Annotated in this window: 18 protein-coding genes; 15 read left to right on the top strand and 3 right to left on the bottom strand. The window is 67.1% G+C overall.

The features are described 5' to 3' along the window. The first annotated feature begins 72 nt into the window (after positions 1 to 72). Positions 73 to 1,029: an alpha/beta hydrolase gene (locus ACIHFD_RS48325; RefSeq protein WP_363971945.1), complete on the top strand. Its 957-nt coding sequence runs from the start codon at positions 73 to 75 to the stop codon at positions 1,027 to 1,029. A gap of 39 nt (positions 1,030 to 1,068) precedes the next feature. Next, complete coding sequence (locus tag ACIHFD_RS48320) at positions 1,069 to 1,794, top strand: alpha/beta fold hydrolase (protein ID WP_397372644.1); 726 nt, start codon at positions 1,069 to 1,071, stop codon at positions 1,792 to 1,794. A gap of 12 nt (positions 1,795 to 1,806) precedes the next feature. Here ACIHFD_RS48320 and ACIHFD_RS48315 read toward each other — a convergent pair whose 3' ends face one another. Next, positions 1,807 to 3,096 (bottom strand): PP2C family protein-serine/threonine phosphatase, encoded by a 1,290-nt coding sequence (locus tag ACIHFD_RS48315; RefSeq protein ID WP_397372643.1) that lies wholly within the window; start codon positions 3,094 to 3,096, stop codon positions 1,807 to 1,809. Positions 3,097 to 3,778: 682 nt separating this feature from the next. On the opposite strand from ACIHFD_RS48315, the gene ACIHFD_RS48310 reads away from it, so the two are divergent. The 11 genes from ACIHFD_RS48310 to ACIHFD_RS48260 all read left to right on the top strand — a co-directional run bounded on the left by ACIHFD_RS48310 (position 3,779) and on the right by ACIHFD_RS48260 (position 14,546). Next, a complete protein-coding gene (locus ACIHFD_RS48310; RefSeq protein ID WP_397372642.1) occupies positions 3,779 to 5,542 on the top strand; it encodes a cellulose binding domain-containing protein in 1,764 nt (587 codons plus the stop codon). 50 nt (positions 5,543 to 5,592) lie between these two features. Next, complete coding sequence (locus ACIHFD_RS48305) at positions 5,593 to 5,766, top strand: hypothetical protein (RefSeq protein WP_397372655.1); 174 nt, start codon at positions 5,593 to 5,595, stop codon at positions 5,764 to 5,766. A 119-nt stretch (positions 5,767 to 5,885) separates the two neighbouring features. Beyond that, the gene (locus ACIHFD_RS48300; RefSeq protein WP_355213123.1) at positions 5,886 to 6,881 is read left to right on the top strand and encodes a LacI family DNA-binding transcriptional regulator; all 996 of its coding nucleotides are present in this window, start codon (positions 5,886 to 5,888) and stop codon (positions 6,879 to 6,881) included. 236 nt (positions 6,882 to 7,117) lie between these two features. Continuing rightward, entirely contained in the window at positions 7,118 to 8,119 is a 1,002-nt protein-coding gene (locus ACIHFD_RS48295; RefSeq protein WP_350743148.1) for a LacI family DNA-binding transcriptional regulator, read from the top strand. Positions 8,120 to 8,316: 197 nt separating this feature from the next. Continuing rightward, positions 8,317 to 9,612 (top strand): ABC transporter substrate-binding protein, encoded by a 1,296-nt coding sequence (locus ACIHFD_RS48290; RefSeq protein WP_397372641.1) that lies wholly within the window; start codon positions 8,317 to 8,319, stop codon positions 9,610 to 9,612. Further along, entirely contained in the window at positions 9,609 to 10,538 is a 930-nt protein-coding gene (locus ACIHFD_RS48285) for a carbohydrate ABC transporter permease (protein ID WP_397372640.1), read from the top strand. Before ACIHFD_RS48290 ends, ACIHFD_RS48285 begins: the two co-directional genes overlap by 4 nt. After that, the gene (locus tag ACIHFD_RS48280) at positions 10,535 to 11,362 is read left to right on the top strand and encodes a carbohydrate ABC transporter permease (RefSeq protein WP_397372639.1); all 828 of its coding nucleotides are present in this window, start codon (positions 10,535 to 10,537) and stop codon (positions 11,360 to 11,362) included. The genes ACIHFD_RS48285 and ACIHFD_RS48280 overlap by 4 nt, the downstream gene beginning before the upstream one ends. A 15-nt stretch (positions 11,363 to 11,377) precedes the next feature. Further along, positions 11,378 to 12,184, top strand: a complete 807-nt coding sequence (locus ACIHFD_RS48275; RefSeq protein ID WP_397372638.1) for an alpha/beta hydrolase family protein — start codon at positions 11,378 to 11,380, stop codon at positions 12,182 to 12,184. Between the two features lie 19 nt (positions 12,185 to 12,203). After that, entirely contained in the window at positions 12,204 to 12,332 is a 129-nt protein-coding gene (locus tag ACIHFD_RS48270; RefSeq protein WP_397372636.1) for a hypothetical protein, read from the top strand. Between the two features lie 232 nt (positions 12,333 to 12,564). After that, positions 12,565 to 13,947: a DUF1996 domain-containing protein gene (locus tag ACIHFD_RS48265; protein WP_397372635.1), complete on the top strand. Its 1,383-nt coding sequence runs from the start codon at positions 12,565 to 12,567 to the stop codon at positions 13,945 to 13,947. Positions 13,948 to 14,090: 143 nt separating this feature from the next. Then, positions 14,091 to 14,546, top strand: a complete 456-nt coding sequence (locus tag ACIHFD_RS48260; protein WP_397372634.1) for a hypothetical protein — start codon at positions 14,091 to 14,093, stop codon at positions 14,544 to 14,546. An 11-nt stretch (positions 14,547 to 14,557) separates the two neighbouring features. Here ACIHFD_RS48260 and ACIHFD_RS48255 read toward each other — a convergent pair whose 3' ends face one another. Together ACIHFD_RS48255 and ACIHFD_RS48250 are read right to left on the bottom strand one after the other, a co-directional pair. Continuing rightward, positions 14,558 to 19,051, bottom strand: coding sequence for a hypothetical protein (locus tag ACIHFD_RS48255; RefSeq protein ID WP_397372633.1), 4,494 nt, complete (start codon positions 19,049 to 19,051; stop codon positions 14,558 to 14,560). Beyond that, positions 19,044 to 19,445 carry a hypothetical protein gene (locus ACIHFD_RS48250; RefSeq protein WP_397372632.1) on the bottom strand — a complete coding sequence of 134 codons (402 nt, stop codon included), beginning with the start codon at positions 19,443 to 19,445 and terminating at the stop codon, positions 19,044 to 19,046. Before ACIHFD_RS48250 ends, ACIHFD_RS48255 begins: the two co-directional genes overlap by 8 nt. Positions 19,446 to 19,964: 519 nt before the next feature. Between ACIHFD_RS48250 and ACIHFD_RS48245 the strand changes: the two genes are divergently transcribed. Both ACIHFD_RS48245 and ACIHFD_RS48240 read left to right on the top strand, forming a co-directional pair. Continuing rightward, complete coding sequence (locus ACIHFD_RS48245) at positions 19,965 to 20,831, top strand: amino acid ABC transporter permease (protein ID WP_397372631.1); 867 nt, start codon at positions 19,965 to 19,967, stop codon at positions 20,829 to 20,831. After that, entirely contained in the window at positions 20,828 to 21,589 is a 762-nt protein-coding gene (locus ACIHFD_RS48240; RefSeq protein WP_397372630.1) for an amino acid ABC transporter ATP-binding protein, read from the top strand. The genes ACIHFD_RS48245 and ACIHFD_RS48240 overlap by 4 nt, the downstream gene beginning before the upstream one ends. Positions 21,590 to 21,593: the final 4 nt, after the last annotated feature.

Below are 21,593 nucleotides of genomic sequence, written 5' to 3'. Positions count from 1 at the left end.
CGGGGTTGCGATGCTGACCTGCATAAGCCGCCCACAGGTGGCACGTACGCGCATGGAAAGAGATCAGGCAGCATGTCCGATATCAAGCCCGTCCTCGAAGAGGCCGCACAGGCGTTCGCCGAGGCGACCAAGAACCCGCCGTATCTCTACGACCTCGGCCCGGTCGAGGGCCGCAAGGCCGTGGACGGCGTCCAGGACGGCGACGTCCCCGTGCCGGACGCCGACATCGAGGACCTCACCGTCCCCGGCGGCCCGTCGGGCGAGGTCTCCATCCGGATCTTCCGGCCGGCCGGCGCCCAGGGCACCCTGCCCGTGATCCTGTACGTCCACGGCGCCGGCTGGGTGTTCGGCAACGCCCACACCCACGACCGGCTCGTCCGCGAGCTCACCGTACGGGCCCAGGCCGCGACGGTCTTCGTGAACTACAGCCTCTCCCCGGAGGCGAAGTACCCCACCGCGATCGAGGAGATCTACGCCGCGCTCCAGTGGATCTCCGAGCACGGGGCCGAGCACGATCTCGACCCGGCCCGCATCGCGGTGGCCGGTGACTCGGTCGGCGGCAACATGACCGCGGCCACCACCATCCTGGCCAAGCGGCGCAACGGGCCGAAGCTGGCCGCGCAGCTGCTGTTCTACCCGGTCACCGACGCCGCCTTCGACACCGGCTCCTACGATCAGTTCGCCACCGGCTACTTCCTCAGCCGCGACGGCATGAAGTGGTTCTGGGACCAGTACACGACCGACCCCGCCCAGCGGGCGGAGATCACCGCGTCGCCGCTGCGCGCGAGCCTGGACGAGCTCGCCGGGCTGCCGCCGGCGCTGGTCATCGTGGCCGAGGCCGACGTGCTCCGCGACGAGGGGGAGGCGTACGCCGCCAAGCTGCGCGCCGCCGGCGTGCCGACCACGGCCGTGCGCTACCAGGGGATCATCCACGACTTCGTCATGGTCAACGCGATGCGCGACACGTACGCGGCGAAGGCGGCCACCCAGCAGGGCGGCGAGTTCCTCCGCGACGCGCTGCGCCCTTGAGCGCCCGGACAGCCCACCCCTGATCAAGGAGCCCTCCCCATGACGGACAGCACCATTCCCACGGTCGTTCTCGTGCACGGCGCGTTCGCCGACGCCGCCAGCTGGACCGGCGTCATCGCCGAACTGCAGGAGCAGGGCGTTCCCGTGGTGGCCCCGCCCAACCCGCTGCGCGGCCTGGCCTCCGACGCGGCCTACATCGCCTCGGTGGCCGCCCAGATCGACGGCCCCGTCGTGCTGGTCGGCCATTCCTACGGCGGCGCGATCATCACCGTGGCCGGCGCGACCGCCAACGTCGTCGGCCTCGTCTACGTCGCCGCCTACGTGCTCGAGGACGACGAGAGCCTCGGCGAACTGCAGGGGCGCTTCCCGGAGCCGCCGCTGGGCGCCAACCTGCGGCAGTCGGCCTACCCGGTCGAGGGCGCCGACCCGGCGGTCGAGGTCACGATCGCCCCCGAGGCGTTCCCGGAGATCTTCGCCGCGGACGTCCCCGCCGAGGTCACCAAGATTCTCGCGGTGGCGCAGCGGCCGCTGGCCGCGGGGGCGTTCACCGAGACCGCGGCCACGGCGGCCTGGAGGACCAAGCCCTCCTGGGCCCTCATCGCCACCGCAGACCAGGCGATCAACCCCGAGGTCCAGCGGTTCGGCGCCAAGCGGGCGGGCGCGACCGTCGTCGAGGTCGAGGGGGCCTCGCACGCCGTCGCGGTGTCCCGTCCCAAGGACGTGGCCGACCTGATCCGCGAGGCGGTCCGGGCCGTCTCGGCCTGACATACGCGGGTTCTACAGCCGGGTGACCAGCAGGGCGACGTCGTCGCCGGCGCCGCTGCTGATGCCCAGGGAGCTCAGGGCGACGTCGGCGAGGCAATCGGGGGTCAGCCGGCTGCACCGGGCCAGCGCGGCGGTCAGACGCGCCAAGCCGACGTCGATGTCCTCCCCGCGGCGCTCGATGAGGCCGTCGGTGTACAGGACGAGGGTGTCTCCCGCGGTGTAGGGGAGCTCGGTCTGGGGGCGGGTGACGTGGTCGGGGCGGGCGCCCAGGGGAGGGTCGGTGGCCTGGTCCAGCAGCGCGCAGGAGCCGTCCGGGTGGAGCAGGACGGGCGGCAGATGTCCGGCGCTGCTGTAGGTGATGCGGCAGCCCGCGGTGTCGATCACGGCCTGGACCGCCGTGGTGGCCAGCGCGCCCTCGAGGGAACGGGCGTACAGACCGACCACCTCCAGCGCCGGGCCCGGCTCCTTGACCGCGCGGATCGCCGCGCTGAGCGCGCTGCGGAGCATTCCCATGACCGTCGCGGCCTCCAGACCCTGGCCCACGACGTCGCCGACCGCGACGGCGAAACAGCCGTCCGGCAGGTCGACGACGTCGTACCAATCGCCGCAGACGTTCAGCGTTCCGACGGCGGGCAGGTAGCGCACCGCGATGTCGTCGGGGTGGAGGTCCAGGTCGGGGGAGTGGAGCATGGCCTCCTGCAACGCGAGCGCGACCCGACGTTCGCGGGCGTGAGCATGGCGCAGCTCCTCGTTCAGCCGCTGCAACTCCTGCGCCCGTGCGTACAGCTCGGCCTCCATCGACTCCTCCTGCCCCGCCGAAAGGCGGACGGCGGGCTGCTGAGCGGAGCAGGAGTGGACGAACTCCGTCACGTCCTCCACCCGGTGCAGGATCCACGACACCGTCCCGTCCGGCGCCAGGACGGGGGTGTTGATCGGGGACCACCAGCGCTCCTCGAACGCTCCGGGGTGGTCGGCGAGCGGGATGTCGTACTTCTGCAACACCATCGTGTCCGCTTCCCGGTAGGCCAGCACCCGGTGCAGCGAGGCGCGCAGGTTCTTCACGCCCTCTGCGCAGGGGTCGTCAGGGTTGTCGGGGAAAGCGTCGAAGATGTGCCGCCCGATCAGATCCTCGGCCGTACGGCCGGTCGCGCGCAGGTAGGCGCGGTTCACGTCGACGATCATCAGGCCCGGATCCAGTACGAGGCACGGGCTCGGCGTGGCGGCGAACAGCGCCGCGTAATCGATCTGCGGCGCGCCCGGCTTGCGTGCGCCCTGCCTGTGCGGGCCGGCGATCCTGCCCACGCCATCCACTCTACGAGGTGTTCTGCCTGATCACAGCAAGAGGTTCACCCGGGGTGCGGCGCTTTCACAGTTGGTCAATCGAAATAGCGAGCTTATTGCAGCGCTGCTGCCGCCGGTCGCCGTCCAGGAAAAGCTCTGCGGCCAGGGTCCGGCCGGTCGTTGACGGCACGGGGACAATTGATTTACGCCGATATCCACAGCCGAAGGCGAAGGTTGTCATGCGGTGAGGGCCTCGCCTGGTGGCGATCGGCTCCAGCCGTACGTTCGGCTGGAACCGATCGACCCTCGTCCGTCAGCCCACGTGCAGGCTCGCGAGGAGCTGCTGCACCTGATGCAACAGCGCGTTAAGAAGCGACGCCAGGGCGTTCATGACAACACCGCCTTTTCACTCAGAGTGATGATCTAGTTGCTCTAAGCTACATCATGCAGGCCGGTTGTCCCTTGTACTGGATCAAGCGTGTAGGCGTGGCGCGCGCTCATCCTGCTGGAGGAAACTTTTCGAGATCCTGTCTCTGAAAGTTTCAAGGAGGTATCGACCTCATCCAGCGGTAAAGCTGGACTCCTATCCTCCATGGCTGGCATCCGTTGACGTCATGGTTAACGCTTACTACTCTCCGCCGAGAAATTATCTCACCAAATCTCGGAAAACTTTCTCGCCCCAGGAGGGCTCATGAGAGGGTCCATGAGGAGACGCGTCACCCGTCTGATCGCTCTGGCCGGAGCCACGGTCGCGGTCACCGCCGGCTTATCCCCGCTCCCCACCCTGCCGGCAGCCGCCGCCACGACCGCCACCGTCTCGGTCGACGCCGGGCAGACGCTGGCCACCATCCCCGCCGCCGGCGTCGGCATGAACGTCGCCGTGTGGGACGGGCGGATGAACGATCCGGCGACATCCACGCTGCTGAAGGACGCGGGTGTCAAGGCCGTCCGGTACCCGGGCGGCGGCTACGCCGACGGCTACCACTGGCAGACGCACACGGTCGAGGGCGGCGGGTACGTGGCGCCCAACACCAGGTTCGACGCGTACGTGGCCACGTCCCGCGCGGCCGGCGCGCAGCCGATCGTCACCGCGAACTACGGCTCGGGCACGGCGCAGGAGGCCGCCGACTGGGTGCGGTACGCCAACGTCACCAAGGGCTACGGCATCAAGTACTGGGAGATCGGCAACGAGATGTACGGCAACGGCCACTACGGTGCCGAATGGGAGACGGACAAGCACGCCAGCAAGAGCCCCGCCACGTACGCCACCAACCTGCTCGACTACATCACCGCGATGAAGGCGGTCGACCCCACGATCAAGATCGGCGCGGTCCTGACGACGCCGGGCAACTGGCCGGACGGCGTCGTCGGCCCCGGCGACACGATGGACTGGAACCGCACCGTCATGTCCATCGCCGGCTCGCGGATCGACTTCGTGATCGTGCACCACTACCCGAACAGCGCCAACGAGGCCGAGCTCGTGACCAAGCCGCAGGCCGAGGTCCCGAGCATGACGAGCGCGCTGCGCGCACTGATCAACCAGTACGCGGGCGGCAACGCCCCCAACGTCGGCATCGCCGTCACCGAGGACAGCTCCAACTACGCGTTGAACACCTCGCCGTCCGGCCTGTACGCACCGGACGTCTACCTGACCTGGATGGAGAACGGCGCGTTCAACATCGACTGGTGGAACCTGCGCAACGGCACCGACTGCAGCAAGGTCACCACCATCCAGGGGGCGACGGACTACAACGACGGCGGCGTGGTGTCCAGCGGGGCGTCCTGCGAACCGGCCGCCAACACGCCGTTCCCGCCGTACTACGGCATCCAGATGATGACCAGGCTCGGCGCCTCCGGCGACGCGCTGGTGCGGACGACGTCCTCCACCGCGATGCTGTCCACGCACGCCGTCAAGCGCGCCAACGGCGACGTGAGCGTCATGCTGATCAACAAGGACCCGAACAACGCCACGACGGTCAACCTCTCCTACAGCGGCTTCACCCCGTCCTCGGCGACGCCGACCGTGTACTCGTACCTGAAGAACGCCTCGTCGATCGGCTCGGCCTCCACCGGGAGCGCCGCCGTACAGACCGTGCCCGCCTACTCCGTCGTGGTCGTCCAGTTGCGCGCGGGAAGCGGCGGCGGGACCGGCGCCTGCCGGGTCGACTACACCAAGAACGAGTGGCAGGGCGGGCTCACCGCGAGCGTGACGATCAGGAACACCGGCGGCAGCGCGGTCGACGGATGGCGGCTGACCTTCACGTTCCCCGGCGACACCAAGGTGACCACCGCCTGGAACGCGAGCGTGACGCAGAGCGGCGCGGCGGTGACGGCCACCAACGCGTCGTACAACGGCGCCATACCGGCGGGCGGCTCCCAGTCGTTCGGGTTCCAGGGCACCTGGACCGGCAACGACGCGAACCCCACCGGCTTCGCGCTCAACGGGTCCGCCTGCTCCGCCGGCTGACCTGACCACTCGGTGGTCTCCGAGCCGCCGCCGCGCGGCCGGAGCACCCGCTGGCCGGGCTCGACGGCCGGTACCTGTCGACGGAGGTGGCTGGTGGCTTCACCGGACGGGTGATCGGCATGTACGCCGCGTCCGGCACGGTGCGGTTCGACTGGTTCGACTGGTTCGACTACGAGCCTCTCGATCACGACACAGGGCCGGGGCAGGTTATTCTTGCGCCGTGAACGGGCCCATGACGGGCGACTAGACGGGGCCGATGAGGAGGGGAGCCAGGGTGTCACACGCCGAGTCGGGCGAACCGGTGGCTGACCGGGAAGCCTCGCGAGGCGATTCGTCCAGACCCGTGACGATCTCCTACATCGCGGAGACCGCCGGAGTGTCCATCCCCACGGTCTCCAAGGTCATCAACGGCCGTTCCGGCGTGTCCGCGGACACGCGTGCCCGCGTCGAGGCGCTGATCAGCGAGTACGGATACCGCAGGACCAACCGCAGCAACATGATGGAGCTCGTCTTCGACGAGCTCGAGCACATGTGGGGCACCGAGATCATCCGCGGGGTGGAGCGGGTGGCCCGCGAACACCGCGTGGCCGTCGTGCTGACGGAGTTCGGCCCGGAGCGCAACGCGGTCCACTATCCGAGCGAGGACACCCTGGCCCGCCGCCCCGCCTGCGTGGTGACGGTGGCCCAGCTGTCGGCTGAGCAGCGCAACCAGCTGCGCGCCAAAGGCATCCCGTTCGTGGTCTTCGACCCCGCCACCGAGCTGCCGGACGACGTCCCCTTCGTCGGAGCGACGAACTGGTCCGGCGGGCGGTCGGCCACCCGCCACCTGATCGAGCTGGGACACCGCCGCATCGCGATGATCGGCGGCCCCGACCGGACCCTCTACTGCCAGGCCAGGCTCGACGGCTACCGCTCCGCCCGGGAGTCCGCCGGCCTCCCGGTGGAGGCCGACCTCGTCGTACGCACCCTGCTCACCACCGAGGACGGCCGCGCCGCCGCGCTCGAGCTGCTGAACCGCCCGGAGCGGCCCACGGCGATCTTCGCCTGCAACGACCTGCAGGCGATCGGCGTCTACCAGGCCGCGCGGACGATGGGGCTGCGGATCCCCGCGGACCTGAGCGTGGTCGGCTTCGACGACCTGCCCATCGCCGCCCTGGTCGATCCGCCGCTGACCACCGTCCGCCAACCGCTCACCGAGATGGCCGCGGCCGCCACCGAGCTGGCGCTCGCCCTGGGGCGCGGGGAAGAGACGCCGCAGGCCGGGCTCGAGCTGGCCACCACCCTCACGGTCCGGGAGAGCACCGCTCCACCGGCCGACCGTGAGGGCGCCCGGGGGTGACGGAAGGCCCCACCAGTCGTGGATCGTGCCGTCCCGCAGCCGGTTGACCGGCACGTACGCCGGCTCCTCAGCGAGACTGCGAGCCTACAGGAGGTCCGTGACGCGGTTCTCGGTCCAACCTTGGGCCTGGCCGACGCCCACCTGGAGCAATGCTCTGAGCTCGTAGAATCGGACCACGTCTCGGGAATGGGAGTTCCATGGCCGCGCCTGGTCGACGACGAGTGACCATCGCCGATGTGGCGACTCACGCTCAGGTCTCCGTCACAGCGGTGTCCAAGGTGATCCGCAACGCCTATGGTGTCAGCCCGGCCATGAAAGACCGGGTCAAGGCGGCCATCCAGGAGCTCGGCTACCGGCCGCAGGCGGTGGCCCGCGGCATGCGCGGGCGCACCTTCACCATCGGACTCGTCCTGCCGCACATCAGGAACCCGTTCTTCGCCGACATCCTCGACGGCCTCACCGAATATTTGGAGAACACCGACTACCAGGCGTTCATGATCCAGGGCGGCGCGACCCGCAAGGTCGAGATCCGAGCGGTCGACGCTCTCATGGACCGCCAGGTGGACGGCATCATCATGGTCGCCCCGCTCGCCTCGAAAGCGCGCCTGGAGGAAGTGGCCAAGGAGAAGCCGACCGTGGTGCTCGCCCGGCACGAGCGCTCGTCGTACTACGACTCGGTGTTCGACGACGACGAAGCGGGCGCCGAACTCGTCGTGAAGCACCTCATCGAACTGGGCCACCGCCGCATCGCGCACATCACGCACCAGGACGACAGCCAGGCGCGGCCGGCCGACCTGCTGCACAACATCCGGTCGGCGACCTACGAACGCGTGATGCGCGAGCACGGGCTCGGCGACGAGATCGCCATCGCGACCAGCTTCTATCACGAGCAGGGCGGCTACGAGGGGGCTCGCGAGCTGCTGAGCCGTTCGATCCAGCCGACGGCGATCTTCGCCGGAGCCGACCAGGCGGCGCTCGGCGCGCTCGCCGCAGTCCACGAGGCCGGCCTGGCCGTCCCGGCGGACGTCTCGGTCGCGGGTTACGACAACATCCACCTGGCCGCCCTGCCCAACATCGCGCTGACCAGCGTCGACCAGGACGGTGCCGAGATGGGCCGGGCCGCGGGCAAGCTCCTGCTGGAACGCATCGAAGGCCGCATGACGCCCGTGCGCTTCTCGGTCACCCCGAGCCTGGTCGTCCGCGGCTCCACGGCCGCACCGGGAGAGTCCGTCAGCTGAGATTCCGGCTGCCCAAGCAGGGTCCCGCGCTGCCCGCCGTAGATACCGTTACCGATTTAGACCCTGTTACAGCGACTCAACCTGGGAAAAAGCTGGGTACCGTTACCCAAAACATTCTTGACACTTCCTTCACGTAACGCCTACGTTAACCGCATCGGGGAGTCGCTTAAAACGATTCAATAACCCTGGAGGGGTGTGTGAAGACCTCCCACCGCACGCTCGCGACGGCTGCGGCCGTCCTGGCGCTGGCGGCTCTGACCTCCTGCGGTTCCGGCTCGGAGCCCGCCGCCGACGGCACCGTCACCCTCTCCTTCATGACAGGCAGCGACCAGTCGACCGTGGACACGTCCAAGGCGCTGGCCGATGCCTTCATGCAGGCCAACCCCAAGATCAAGGTCGAGATCGAGAACCAGCCGGGCGGCAGCGAGGGCGACAACATCGTCAAGACGCGCCTGTCGACCGGCGAGATGACGGACGTGTTCTGGTACAACTCCGGGTCGCTGCTCCAGGCGCTCAACCCGGCCCAGAGCCTGGTCGATCTCACCGGGGACCCGGTGGTGGCGAACGTCCAGCCGGACTACCTGCGGGTGGTGACCCAAGGGGATCACGTGTACGGCGTGCCGGCCACCGCAGCGTCCGGCGGCGGCATCCTCTACAACCGCAAGATCTACGACAAGCTCGGCCTGAAGGTGCCCACGACCTGGGCGGAGTTCATGGCCAACAACGAGAAGATCAAGGCGGCCGGGATCACGCCGGTGATCTCGACGTTCAAGGACACCTGGACCTCGCAGCTGTTCGTCCTGGCCGACTTCTACAACGTGCAGGCCGCGGTCCCGAACTTCGCCGCCGACTACACCGCGGGCAAGGCCAAGTTCGCCACCACGCCGGCGGCGCTGGCGAGCTTCCAGCACCTGGCCGACGTCAAGGGCTACCTCAACAAGGGCTTCGGCTCGGCCACCCTGGACCAGGGGCTGAAGATGCTCGCCGAAGGCGAAGGCGCGCACTATCCGATGCTCACCGCGATCCTGCCGCCGGTGCTGGCCACGAGCCCGCAGGCCGCAACGGACATCGGCTTCTTCGGCGTCCCCGGCACCGACCCGGCCAAGAACGGCGCCACCGTGTGGGAGCCACCGGCCATCTACATCCCCAAGAGCACCAAGAACCTGGACGCGGCCAAGAAGTTCGCGGCCTTCGTCGCTTCGCCTGCCGCCGCTGAGGCCATCAGCAAGGTGGTGCAGCCGACGGGACCGTACCGGGTGAAGGGTGCCAAGCTGCCCGACAACGCCATCCAGGTCGCCAAGGACGTGCAGGCGTACATCGACAAGGGTTCCACCGCGCCGGCGCTGGAGTTCCTGTCCCCGGTCAAGGGCCCGTCGCTTGAGCAGATCACCGTCGCGGTCGGCTCGGGGCTGACGCCGGCCGCCGAGGGGGCGGCCCAGTACGACAAGGATGTCGAGAAGCAGGCCAAGCAGTTGGGGCTCGCGGGGTGGTGACCAGGCAGGACGCCGGGCCTCGCTCGGGGCCCGGCCCGGCACTCGCGCGGCCGCCCGCCGGCCCGGCCAAGCGCACGTCGGCCTACCCGTACGCGCTGTACCTGCCGGCCGCCGTCGTCTACCTGGTGATCTTCCTGGTGCCGACGGTGATGGCCTTCTACTTCGCGCTGACCCGCTGGACCCTGTTCGACAGCACCTTCGTGGGCCTGGACAACTTCCGCGACTTCCTGTCCGAGCAGAACCTGCGCATCGGCTTCACCAACACGCTGTTCTACGCCGTCGTCACCAGCGGCCTCAAGGTGATCCTCGGCCTGCTGCTGGGCGTGCTGCTCACCTCACGGCTGCGGCTGCGCGGATTCCTGCGCTCGGTGGTGTTCTTCCCCGTCCTGGTCTCCACGGTCGCGGTCGGCATCACCTTCAGCGCCCTGCTCAGGCCGGACACCGGCCTGGTCAACAAGGCCCTGGCCGTGGTCGGCATCGACGGCCCCGACTGGCTCGGCGACGCCGGCACCGCGCTGCTGTCGGTCGCCCTGGTGGATGTGTGGAAGGGCGTCGGCATCGCCACCGTCATCTACATCGCCGGCATCCTGTCCATCCCCCGCGACTACTACCAGGCCGTGGCCGTGGACGGCGGCGGGGCCTGGCACCGCTTCCGCCACGTCACCCTGCCGCTGTCCTGGCCGGCCACCTACTCGGTGATCATCCTGTCGTTCATCGGCGGCCTGCGCTCCTTCGACCTGATCTGGACGATGACGCGCGGCGGGCCCGGCTTCACCAGCGACACCATCGCCTCGATCATCTACAAGCAGTACCAGGCCGGCTTCTTCGGCCTGTCCACCGCCGGCAACGTGCTGCTGTTCGTCGTGGTCACCGCCATCGTCGTCCCGCTCAACTACTTCCTCGGCAAAAGGCAGGTGCCCGCATGACCGCGCTGAGAAGGCTCGGTGCCGAGGCGATCGCGCTGGTGCTGGCCGGGGTGATCTTCCTGATCCCGTTCGCGCTCATGCTGCTGACCGCGGTCAAGGACCAGACGCAGGCCACCGACCTGGACTTCGCCTGGCCGGCCAACTGGCCGATCGTGCAGAACTTCGTGGACGTGATCGAGGCCCGCGACTACGTGCTGCTGCGCGCGTACCTGAACTCCACGATCCTCACCGTCACCTCGGTCGCGCTGATCGTGGTGTTCGCCGCGATGGCCGCGTTCGTGTTGCAACGCAGGGTGGGGAAGGTCGGCAGGGTGGCCGACTTCCTGGTGTTGTCCGGCCTGATCATCCCGCCGGCGATCGTGCCCACGATCTGGCTGCTGCAGGGATTGGGACTGTTCAAGACCCTGCCCGGGCTGATCCTGGTGGAGGTGGCCTTCGGGCTGTCGTACGCGGTGCTGCTGTTCCGGGCGTTCATCGCGGCCATCCCGCGCGAACTGGACGAGGCCGCCCAGATCGATGGCTGCACCGGGCTCGCGCTCTTCTTCCGGGTGATCTTCCCCCTGCTCAAGCCGGTCACCATCACCGTGGTCCTGACCACCTCGGTGGCCATCTTCAACGACTTCGTCAACCCGCTCTACTTCACCCCGGGCGACGACAACGCCACCGTGCAGGTGACCCTCTACAACTTCCAGAGCCAGTACAACACCCAGTGGAACCTGCTGTTCATGGACATCGTCCTGATCACGATCCCACCGCTGCTGCTGTTCATCTTCTTCAACCGCAAGATCGTCGCCGGCATGACCGCCGGCGCCATCAAGGGATGACATGACCTGGGGGCGGTGCGTATCCGGAAAGGCTGCCTGATGATCCACCACCACGAGTTCCAGCACCGAGGGCTGACCCTGCGCTCCAGCGTGCACATTCCCGAGGGCCAGGCCACCGCCCGCAGGCCCACGGTGGTGTTCGTCCACGGGTTCTCCAACAACCGTATGGAGAATCGTTCCTTCGTCCTCATGGCGCGGCTGCTGGAGAGCGTCGGCGTCGCGTCGGTCCGGTTCGACCTGTCCGGGCACGGGGAAAGCGACGGAGATTTCTTCGACGTCACCATCACCAACGAAATAGCCGAAACCAGGTCGGTCGTTCAGGCCGTCCGCACCTTCGACTTCGCTGACCCCGAGCGTATCGCCCTGGTCGGGATGAGCATGGGCGGCGTCGTCGCGGGCATCGTCGCCGCCGAGGAACCCGGAATCCGAGCCGCGTGCCTGTGGTCGCCGGCCGCCGTCGCCCCCTTCGAAGTGGGCTCGGGCTACCTCAAGGGCCGCGACATCGCCGCCGAGATCAGGGAGAAGGGCTATTTCGACGCCGACAGCCACCGCATGAGCCCCGCCCTCGTCGAGGACATCGCCGGGCTCGACGTCTATGGCCGGTCCTGCGGTTATGCCGGGCCGGTGCGCATCATCCATGGCGACAAGGACGACATCGCCCCTGTCGCCTACGCCCGCCGCTATCTCGATCACTACGGCGGCAACGCCGAACTGGAAGTCGTCCCCGGAGCCGACCACGGATGGAGCACCGTTCCCCACCGCACCCGGCTGCACGAGTCGACGCTGCAGTTCCTCGGCGAGCAGCTGGAACCCTCCGCATGACCCGCTCCGGGGCGAGTGCATGCGCGTGCTGCTGGAGACCGCCCGCCGCTTGGTCGGCGATCACGAACGGTTCCACCTCGACGTCGATCATCAGTGCGTCCGAACGACTTCGCAGGCGGCCCCGGACAGCGGCGTGATCACGAGCTGATTGCCCTGCCACCCAATGCGGGCTGGCCGCAAGCGCGGCCATACACGTCTGACCAACTTCTACGCGATGTCGAACTTGAAGCGTCGGGCGCGCGTATCTCGTTCTGACGACGGCCGCGACCCCCTTTGTGGATGCCGCCTGATGACTCTCAAGGCCGGGCCGCATCCACAGACGGAGAGAGGGATTTATGAGACATCGACATGGTTCCCGCGTCCGCCGAAGGACGGCGGGTATGCTCACGGCCCTGGCTGTCATGAGCAGCGGTCTCACGGCCGGCGCTGCAAGTGCGGCATCCGGAACGGCTTTCGCGCCGGCCATCTCCTGCCCTTCTGTCGTGGACAGGCTGGGCCAAGTCCCCGCTCGCGCTCAGGCGGAGGTTGAGCGGAATCTGCAGCAGTTGGAGAACCAGATCGCTGAGGCCAATCGGCGGCTGGCAGGCTCGGCGGGGCAGGGCGGCCCGAACTTCGTCCAGAATGCGATCCTCGGGCCGCTGCGGGACAAGCGGACGGCGGCCCTTCAACGGATCCAGATCGCCTTCCAGCGCGCCGGCGCCCAAGCGCCGGCCAGCCTCCGAACCCTGGCGACATGTGAGCTTCGGAATGGCAATCCGGGCAACGGGAACGGCGGAAACAACGGGAACAACGGGGGCGGCGAAGACAACGGGAACAACGGGGGCGGCGAAGACAACGGAGATGGCGGAGACGGCGAGAACAACGGAAACAATGGAAACGGCGGAGGCCAGGCCAGGGGACCCGTTCCGGAGGACTTCGTTGACATCCGTTCTGTACAACCGAATGTGAGAACGCCCCGCACGCAGCAGGACGGCTCCAATGGGACCTTCAGCGTGGACTGCGGACGCAACGAGAAGCGCATCTTCAACTCGGACAACGTCATCGTGGCGCCCGGCGTGTCCAACGGTGCGCAGCACACGCACGACTACGTGGGGAACGAGTCCACCAACAACCAGTCCACCAATGAGAGCCTGCTGGCGGCCAGTACCACCTGCCGCAACGGCGACAAGTCCACGCACTACTGGCCCGTGCTGAGGGCACTGGGGCAGGAGGAATTCGACGCCAACCGGCGAGGCGGCGGGCTTGACCTGAACGTCGGCAAAATCCTCACCCCGGTCTCGGTGCAGATCACCTTCAAGGGCAACCCGACCGGCAAGGTGGTGGCGGCTCCGCAGTTCCTGCGCATCATCACCGGTAACGCCCGGGTCGGGGGAGCCGAAGCCAACGCCGGGTGGACCTGCATCGGCTTCGAGAACCGCCAATTGACGGACAAGTACCCGCTCTGCCCGCGAGGTAGCAGGCTGGTGCGGGTCTTCGATTTCCAGAGCTGCTGGGACGGCCAGAACGTCGACAGCGCCAACCACCGCACCCATGTCACCTTCCCGCAGGCCGACGGCAGCTGCCCGCAGGGCTTCCAGCCCATCCCCGCGCTGGAACACCGGCTCGTTTACAACGTGCCGCAGGGCCCCAATTTCGCCGTCGACACCTTTCCCGAGGAACTGCACAAGCCGGTCACCGACCACAGCGACTTCATCAACCTGATGAATGAGCAGCAGATGGGGCGGGTCGTCGACTGCATCAACAGCGGCAGACGCTGCCGCTGACCCTGAATTGAGCAAGGCGTGGCCGGGCGACCGGCCACGCCGTCCTCATCGCCAGGAGCAAGACCACATCAGGTGCGAGAAAGGGCAACATCATGGCTGGCTTCTCCCGCCCGCGATGCGCTCAAGGCGCCGCGCCAGCGGCGGTGGCGCGTCTGACCGGCGCCATCAGGAGGCGAGATCACGGCGGCATCGTCCTGTCGCTGGCCATCGCCTCGGCGCTCACGCTCACCGGATGCGGTGTGCAGGCCGAGGCGGCCAGGAGCACTGCCGCCTCCGGCGGGAACGCACCCCGCACGTACACCGTGGAGCAACTGGCGGCCGCCATCGGCTGCACCGCCGAGATCACCCTCAAGGCACTGGACTACCGACAAGGGGAATGCACCAGCGACGGGATTCCGTACGTGTTCCTTGACTTCGTCACGGTTGAAGGCCAGCGTGAGTGGCTTGACTACGCCGAGATGTACGGCGGCCTCTACCTCGTCGGCGATCGATGGGCGCTGTCGGCCAAGTCCACGTCCTTCATGCAGGAACTGAGCAGGAAACTCGGGGGCAAGGTCGAGGAACATGGCCCTGGCGGCACTGCCCCGTCCCCGAGATGACAGCGCGCTCTTCAGCATCTGCTGGGATATGGCAGTTCCGGAGCGTAGGAAGACCAGAGCGCGCGCGTCATTCCTTCGCCGTTCAATCTCTCGCACGCCAACTGCGCAACGTTGTCGCGCACCCGTCCGACCATGGAGACGTCCCACAACGAGAACGAGGAGTTCGTGTGCGCGACAAGAGTCCCGTCTCCGGGCAGGAAGACCAGGGAAACAACCAGCAGCTCGTTGGTGTCCATGGCCGGCCCTATCCGATGAACACGCCCGATATCGGAGATATCCCACAGGATGATGCTGCCGTCCACACTTCCCGTGGCCAACAGGTCGGCATTCTTCGAAAAGGCCACCGCGGAAACGGGTCCGACCTTCCCGGTCAGGCCGGTGACGATCTTCCTTGGCGCTTCCGGCGTGCTGATATCCCACAGACTGAACGAAGCGGTGGTGTGTCCGACGACAAAGAATCGCCCATCAGCCGAGAGGCCGACCGACGAACGGAAGGAACCGATGAGGCCGGTGGGAACGGTCCCGACCTGCCGCGGCGAACGAGGATGGGAGATATCCCAGATCTTGGCACTGTCATCCACGCCCACACTGACCAGAATCCGCTTGCTCGAAGCCAGCAGGACATCCCTGAGTTCGCCTCCATGGTGGATCGTCACCAACTCGGCAGGAGTCTCCACCCTCCGCATGTCGGTGAGACGCACCGCGCCACGCACGTCCGCGCTGGCAAGCATGGCCCCGTCAGCGCTCCAGGCGAGGGACACGACAGTGCCCGTGTGCCCGGAAACCGCGGTGGGCAGTGGTACGAAGCCGCTCCGCCCGGAGGCTTTCCAAATCTTGACACCGAAGTCGCCTGGGCCGCTCGGCGTGGCAAGGAAGCGTCCGTCCGCCGAGAGGGCCGAAGCGTACGGACCGCCTTCGGAGTTCTTGTCCGGTGGCGTCCAGAACCTGATCGTCGGCAGAGCCACCGGCTTGCCTGGGTCGCCGACATCCCACAGCATGGCCTGACCGTTCTCCGCGCCGTCGGCCAGGAAGTCGCCTCCAGCGGACAGCGTCGCCGAGGTCGGTCCCAGAGCGCTTCCCGGCAATTTCTGCTGCCCGGGCAAGGGAACACCCAGGAGATGAGGGCGAGTCCTGGCGTCCGACATGTCCCACAGCATCACCGAACCGTCCTGTCCGGCGGTGGCCAGCAGCGATCCGTCCTTGGACAGCGATATTCCGAGAACCGGCCCACGGTGGCCGGTAAGTGGAATGTCGGTTCGATCGGGGGCCAGGAATCTTTGCTCGGAAAGCTTGACGCCGACCGGAAACTTCAATATTTGAACCGTGCCGTCCTGGCTGCTGCAAATCAGGCGCGTGCCGTCCGGAGTGAAGGTCATGGATGTGATCTTGTCGGTCTGGTAGGTGGCCGACGTCGTGTCGCTGACCTTTCGCGGTGACGCTGGATCCGTCAGATTCCAGATGGTCAGGCCGACGTCCTCGGTCGCCATCACCAAGAGGTCGCCATCGGGAGAGAAGGCCAGATCGCTGATAAGTGAGGACGGGGCCGGAATGGGTTTCCCGAGTCGATGTGCGGCTTGTGGGTCGGCCACGTCCCACAATTGCATTTTCTGTGAGCTGCCGTCCGCGACCGCCAGCAGGCGGCCATCCGCTGACATTGCCAGAGGCGGGTTGTCATGACTCCCTGCTCGAGATCTGAAGTTGGCGGCGACCTTCAGATCCCCGTCGGGCCGAACCTGCAGGAGTGCGGCATTGGCAGGATTGCCGACCACGAGTTTCTGCCCGTCGGCCGCCCAGACGATGTCGGTCACATTGCTGCCGAGCCCAGGGATCTGGCCCAGCTTCCTTGGCTTGTCCCGGGTCGACATGTCCCAGAACGACACGGAATCCCGGTCTCCGACGACCAGCATCTTGCCATCGGGCCGCCAGGCCAGTGCGGATACCACGTCCTTGAACATGGTGAGAGGCGGGCCGATCAATTGCGGACGGTGTGGATCGGAAACATCCCAGAGTTTGAGCGTGGCATTGTCGTCACCGCTGGCCATGACGGCGTCCTTGGGTGACATCGCCACAGATTCCACACGACCCTTGAAGTCGAGAATGGTGCCTTCGTAGCGCGAGGTCGTCAAAGTCTGCAACAGGCTTGCATTCGTGGCTCGATTGGGGTCCAGCCGGTACGCGGCGACCCCCAGTTGCAGCGCCAGGCGCGGGTCGGACTCCCGGACCGCCTCTGCGCCGGCGACCATGCTTCGGGCGGTCGCCACCTGTGCCTGGCGCTGTGCCGCCCTGCTCTGCGACCATGCCACGAACGCGCCCGTCGAAGCGATGAGAGTGAGTACGACCAGCGCCGCTATCGCACCGCGCCTGATTCTGCCGCGTTGCCGTTCGTAGGTGACGGACGCCTCGAAGAACCGCTCCGAGTTCGATTCGAGCTGGTGGTGGTCGATCGCCTTGGCCACCCGTTCCCTGACCGCGTCGAGCCGCCCGCCCCGGTAGAGCAGAGAGGGATCACGGTCGACCATCCACGCTTTCGCGTCCGCGGCGAGCTCGTCGCGTAGGATCAGCCATTCTCGATTCTCCTTCACCAGGTCCTGAAGGAGCGGCCAGGCCTGCAGCAGCCTCTCGTGACTGATACGGACGATCTCTCGATCGGTAGTGATCAATCGGGCCGCGTCCAGCGCCTTCACGGACTGCAATGCAGCTTCGGGATCCAGGCCTCGTAGGAGGTCGCCCTGGTTCACGGGTCGCGCTGTGACGATCGGCTCGGTGTCGATGTTCGAGACATCGCCACTGATTTTGATGAGCCTGAGCATGATGCTCTGCGTGGCCAGCTGCGCCGAAGGGGTGAGCGCCCGGTAGGTGTCATCAGCTGATCGCTCGATCGCCCGCTCTATGCCTCCGCTCTCCCGGTAGCCTCGCACTGTCAGCCGTCTGCCCTCCCGACGTTTCCACGTCTCCCAGAGCGAGTGTGAGAGCAGCGGCAGAGATCCGGGTTCAGGACCTTGTGGGCGAAAGGCGCCTAGTTCGTGCAGGACCAGATCCGCCAGCCCTTCATCCAGTTCCAGGCCCAGCATCGTCGCAGGTTGCTCGATGGCCGCACGTAGCTCTGGCGGCTTCATCGGCTCGATCACGAATTGCCTGTCCTGAAGGGCAGCGGACAGTTCCGGATGCCGGGTCGCCTGGCTGTAGAAATCCGCGCGGAGTGCGCCGATGACGACTGCCGGAGGCCGACCGGTCCGGGGATCAGGAAGGGTCATGGCGTGCAGGCAGCGAATGAACCTGCTACGCAGTCCTTCGTCCTCGCACAGAGTGAATATCTCTTCCAGTTGGTCGACCAGAAGGATCAGGCGCACGCCCGGGCGGTCGGCGAGCAGATCTGTGGCCAGGCGGCAGGAGTGGTCGGGGTCGGAGAACACCCGATTGAAGGCTGCCGGGTCATCAGGGGCCAGTCGCGCGGCCAGTGCTTGAACGGGAGACGATCCCGGCGTCATGCTGATGCAGGGCCAGCCGCTGGTGCCGGATATGTTGAGATCTCCACGACGCATTCTCGCGAGCAGGCCGGCCTGCAGCAGCGAACTCTTTCCACTGCCTGACGCGCCGACCAACAGCATGACCCCGGCAGTGCTCAGCCGATCGGCGATCTTCTTGAGAATGGCGGAAGTCAGCTCGTCGCGTCCGTGGAAGATCTTCGAGTCCTCCTCGCCGAACGGCTGGAGACTCAGATAAGGGCTGCGCCCCGGTAACTGGGCCTCCTTCTGCCCTGAAGAGATCTCTTGTGAAGCAGATCGATTTGACGACAGGATGATATGGCCGCTTCGTCCTCCTTCCTGCCGGTGAGGCAGCGGGCCGCTTCTCTCCCACATTCTGCGGAGGATGAAATGGTAGGCGTCGTCAAGGGTCAGGAAATTACCGGCGAGGGGATCGCCGTTGTCCAGCAGCGAGATCAGGTCACCGGTGAATGTGGTGTATTCCTGGTCTTCCGGTGCCAGCGCGAGTTGTTCGGCGGAACCGAGGAGGTACAACCCATGGGTCGGGGACGGCTGAAAAACTGATTCCGGTGCCCAGGACCCCAGGTCCGTGCGTCCGGAGAAGCAGCAGTCCAGGACGACCACGGTCGAGGCGGTCGGCGAGCCGGCGATGGCCTGCCGCAACATCGACGTCGAGTAGGCCTGGAGTTCCGCGAGGCCAGGCGTGAGCGTGCTGGTGGAAGACGCTGCCAGATAGAGCTGTCCCTCCGAGCTCCAGAGCCCGTGGCCGATGTAGTAGACCAGCAGTATGGTCTTGGCCTTTTTTGCCTCTTCGGTCACTGCGGATCCGATGGCCAAGGCATTGGGCGGATTCAGCAGCAGGCGAATATGCTCGTCCGGCACACCACACCTGTTCACCAGGCGGTCCCGTAGTGCGGTGATGGTCCGTTCGACGGCGGGCACCGCCGGCAGCTGAGAGTCACTGTGGTCGGCGGTGCCGATCAACAGGACACGCACACCCTCACCCGACAGGTCACTCATCCGGCGTCCGCCCCTGATCGTGTTTCTCCTCCGCTTGGCGGAGTTCACGCAGGACCGACTCCACTTGCTCCCGCAATTCCGCGGGCGAAAGTGCTTTGACCTGAGTCGCGTCGACATGGATTTGATGCCCGTCGGGCAGGTCTACTCGAACCTTGACCGCGCCGCTTTGTTGCCGTACCCAGGACAGCAGAGCAGAAGCGAATGCGGTGCCCGCCGCACCAGAACTAAGAGCAACGACAATGCTTTCCAGAAACGGCCCCAAAGTGCCGGGAGGTGGCGGGGCCGTCACGTCATTGACGCGGCCTTTCAGCTCGGCCGTGCCTCCGATCCAGTGGCGCAACGACTCCAGGTGGCGTGAATCTTCTTCATCTTCGATCGATACGCGTACGTCCATGACGTCCCTCCTGGTGGGTCACGTTCGCGTACCTAAGATAGAGCGAAAGTACACGGAAATCATAAGATCAAATAACTTGAGTCCGAAGCGCGTAACTTACGTCCATTTGTATTATGCAGAAACACCAGACGGCTGAAATGTCAAGATGTCCGAACGGCCAACGCTATCCGTGGGTGGCGTTGCGGCTCGCCGACCTCAGCGCGCCGGTGGTCGTGGAGCTCGCGGCCGCACGTCGGGGGCGCAGGTGGGGGATGGGTGGACGCGACGATGGGGGCTTCCGGCGCGGCCTCGCCCGCAGTGTGGGGCCGGCGGATAACTATGTATATCCAGTAGGAAATGTTGACTTTAGGTGATCCGGCTCGTAGCTTCGTGGGCATGAGCCAGGCCGCGAACCTGACCCGGCGCCCGCACGTGGACCACGGCCACGTCGCCAGCGCGCAGTGTCGCTGATCACGAGATCTCATCCATCGACCCCCCTCTCCAGAGGAGTGATTTCGTGATCGAAAGTGGAGGCGGCTCGTGACGCTGCCGGAGGTGCAGGAGGTCTCGCGCCAGGACGCGGAGCGGCCCCTGGAGGTGGTCACGGCCCGGCACCCGCTGCGGTGGCTGGCCGCGGCAGGCGTACTCGTCCTACTGGCCATGGTCGCCAGCGCCCTGATCACCAACCCCGCGTGGGAGTGGCCCATCGTCGGGCAGTACCTGTTCGCGCCGTCGGTGGTGCGCTCGGTGCTGCTCACGCTGGAGCTGACCGCGCTGGGCATCGTGCTCGGGTTCGTGCTGGGCACGCTGCTGGCGCTCATGCGGCTCTCGCCCAACCGGCTGCTGTCGTCGGTGGCCTGGGCATACGTGTGGCTGTTCCGGTCGGTGCCGCTCATCCTGCAACTGCTGTTCTGGTACAACCTCGCGCTGCTCTACCCCAGGCTGTCGGTGGGCGTGCCGTTCGGGCCGGCGTTCTTCGACTTCGGCACGATGGACCTGATCGGGCCGCTGACCGCGGCGGCGCTCGGGCTGGCGCTGCACCAGGCCGCGTACGCCGCCGAGATCGTCCGCGGCGGCCTGCTGTCGGTGGACCACGGGCAGCGGGAGGCGGCGGCCGCCCTGGGGTTGCCGCCGGCGCGGCGGCTCTTCAGGATCATCCTGCCGCAGGCCATGCGGACCATCGTGCCCACCGCGGGCAACGAGATCATCGGCCTGGTCAAGGGCACCTCGGTCGTCTACATCATGGCGCTGCCGGAGCTGTTCTACCAGGTGCAGGTGATCTACAACCGCAACGGCAGGGTCATGGCGCTGCTGCTGGTCGCGGCCATCTGGTACCTCATCCTGACCACCGCCCTGTCGATCGTGCAGTACTACGTGGAGCGGCACTACGGCAGGGGGCGCGGATGAGCGCCATGGTGAGGTTACGCGGCGTGCACAAGAGCTTCGGCGCCCTGCACGTGCTGCGCGGAGTGGACCTGGACGTCCGCCAGGGTCAGGTGCTGGTGATCCTGGGCCCCTCGGGGTCGGGGAAGTCCACGCTCCTGCGGACGATCAACCACCTGGAGAAGGTGGACCGCGGCTCGGTCCGCGTCGATGGCCAGTTGCTCGGCTACCGGCAGGCCGGCGACCGCCTGTACGAGCTGCCGGAACGCGAGGTGCTGCGCCAGCGCACCCAGATCGGGTTCGTCTTCCAGTCGTTCAACCTGTTCCCGCACCTCACCGTCAGGCAGAACCTCATGGAGGCGCCGCTGTCGGCCCAGGGCCGGCCGCGGGCCGAGGTGGCGCCGCTGGCCGAGCGGCTGCTGGCCCGGGTGGGGTTGGCGGACAAGGCCGACGCCTACCCGCGCACGCTGTCGGGCGGGCAGCAGCAGCGGGTCGCCATCGCCAGGGCGCTCGCTCTGGAGCCCAAGCTGCTGCTGTTCGACGAGCCGACCTCGGCGCTGGACCCCGAACTGGTGGGCGAGGTGCTGGACGTCATCAAGGACCTCGCCCGCGCCGGCACCACGATGATCGTGGTCACCCACGAGATCGGGTTCGCCCGGGAGGTGGCCGACATCGTGGCCTTCATGGACGCCGGCCGCATCGTCGAGCTCGGACCGCCCGCACAGCTCCTGGACGCCCCCGCCCACGAACGTACCCGCACCTTCCTCAGCAAGGTTCTCTGATCCC

The sequence above is a fragment of the Nonomuraea sp. NPDC051941 genome (genome assembly GCF_044593615.1).
This window is presented reverse-complemented; position numbering and strand designations above follow the sequence as displayed.

Coding starts and splice junctions, on each gene's coding strand:
- ACIHFD_RS48325 (WP_363971945.1), top strand. CDS start 73: ATGTCCGATATCAAGCCCGTCCTCGAAGAGGCCGCACAGGCGTTCGCC.
- ACIHFD_RS48320 (WP_397372644.1), top strand. CDS start 1,069: ATGACGGACAGCACCATTCCCACGGTCGTTCTCGTGCACGGCGCGTTC.
- ACIHFD_RS48310 (WP_397372642.1), top strand. CDS start 3,779: ATGAGGAGACGCGTCACCCGTCTGATCGCTCTGGCCGGAGCCACGGTC.
- ACIHFD_RS48280 (WP_397372639.1), top strand. CDS start 10,535: ATGACCGCGCTGAGAAGGCTCGGTGCCGAGGCGATCGCGCTGGTGCTG.
- ACIHFD_RS48270 (WP_397372636.1), top strand. CDS start 12,204: ATGCGCGTGCTGCTGGAGACCGCCCGCCGCTTGGTCGGCGATCACGAA.
- ACIHFD_RS48265 (WP_397372635.1), top strand. CDS start 12,565: ATGCTCACGGCCCTGGCTGTCATGAGCAGCGGTCTCACGGCCGGCGCT.
- ACIHFD_RS48255 (WP_397372633.1), bottom strand. CDS start 19,051: ATGAGTGACCTGTCGGGTGAGGGTGTGCGTGTCCTGTTGATCGGCACC.
- ACIHFD_RS48250 (WP_397372632.1), bottom strand. CDS start 19,445: ATGGACGTACGCGTATCGATCGAAGATGAAGAAGATTCACGCCACCTG.
- ACIHFD_RS48240 (WP_397372630.1), top strand. CDS start 20,828: ATGAGCGCCATGGTGAGGTTACGCGGCGTGCACAAGAGCTTCGGCGCC.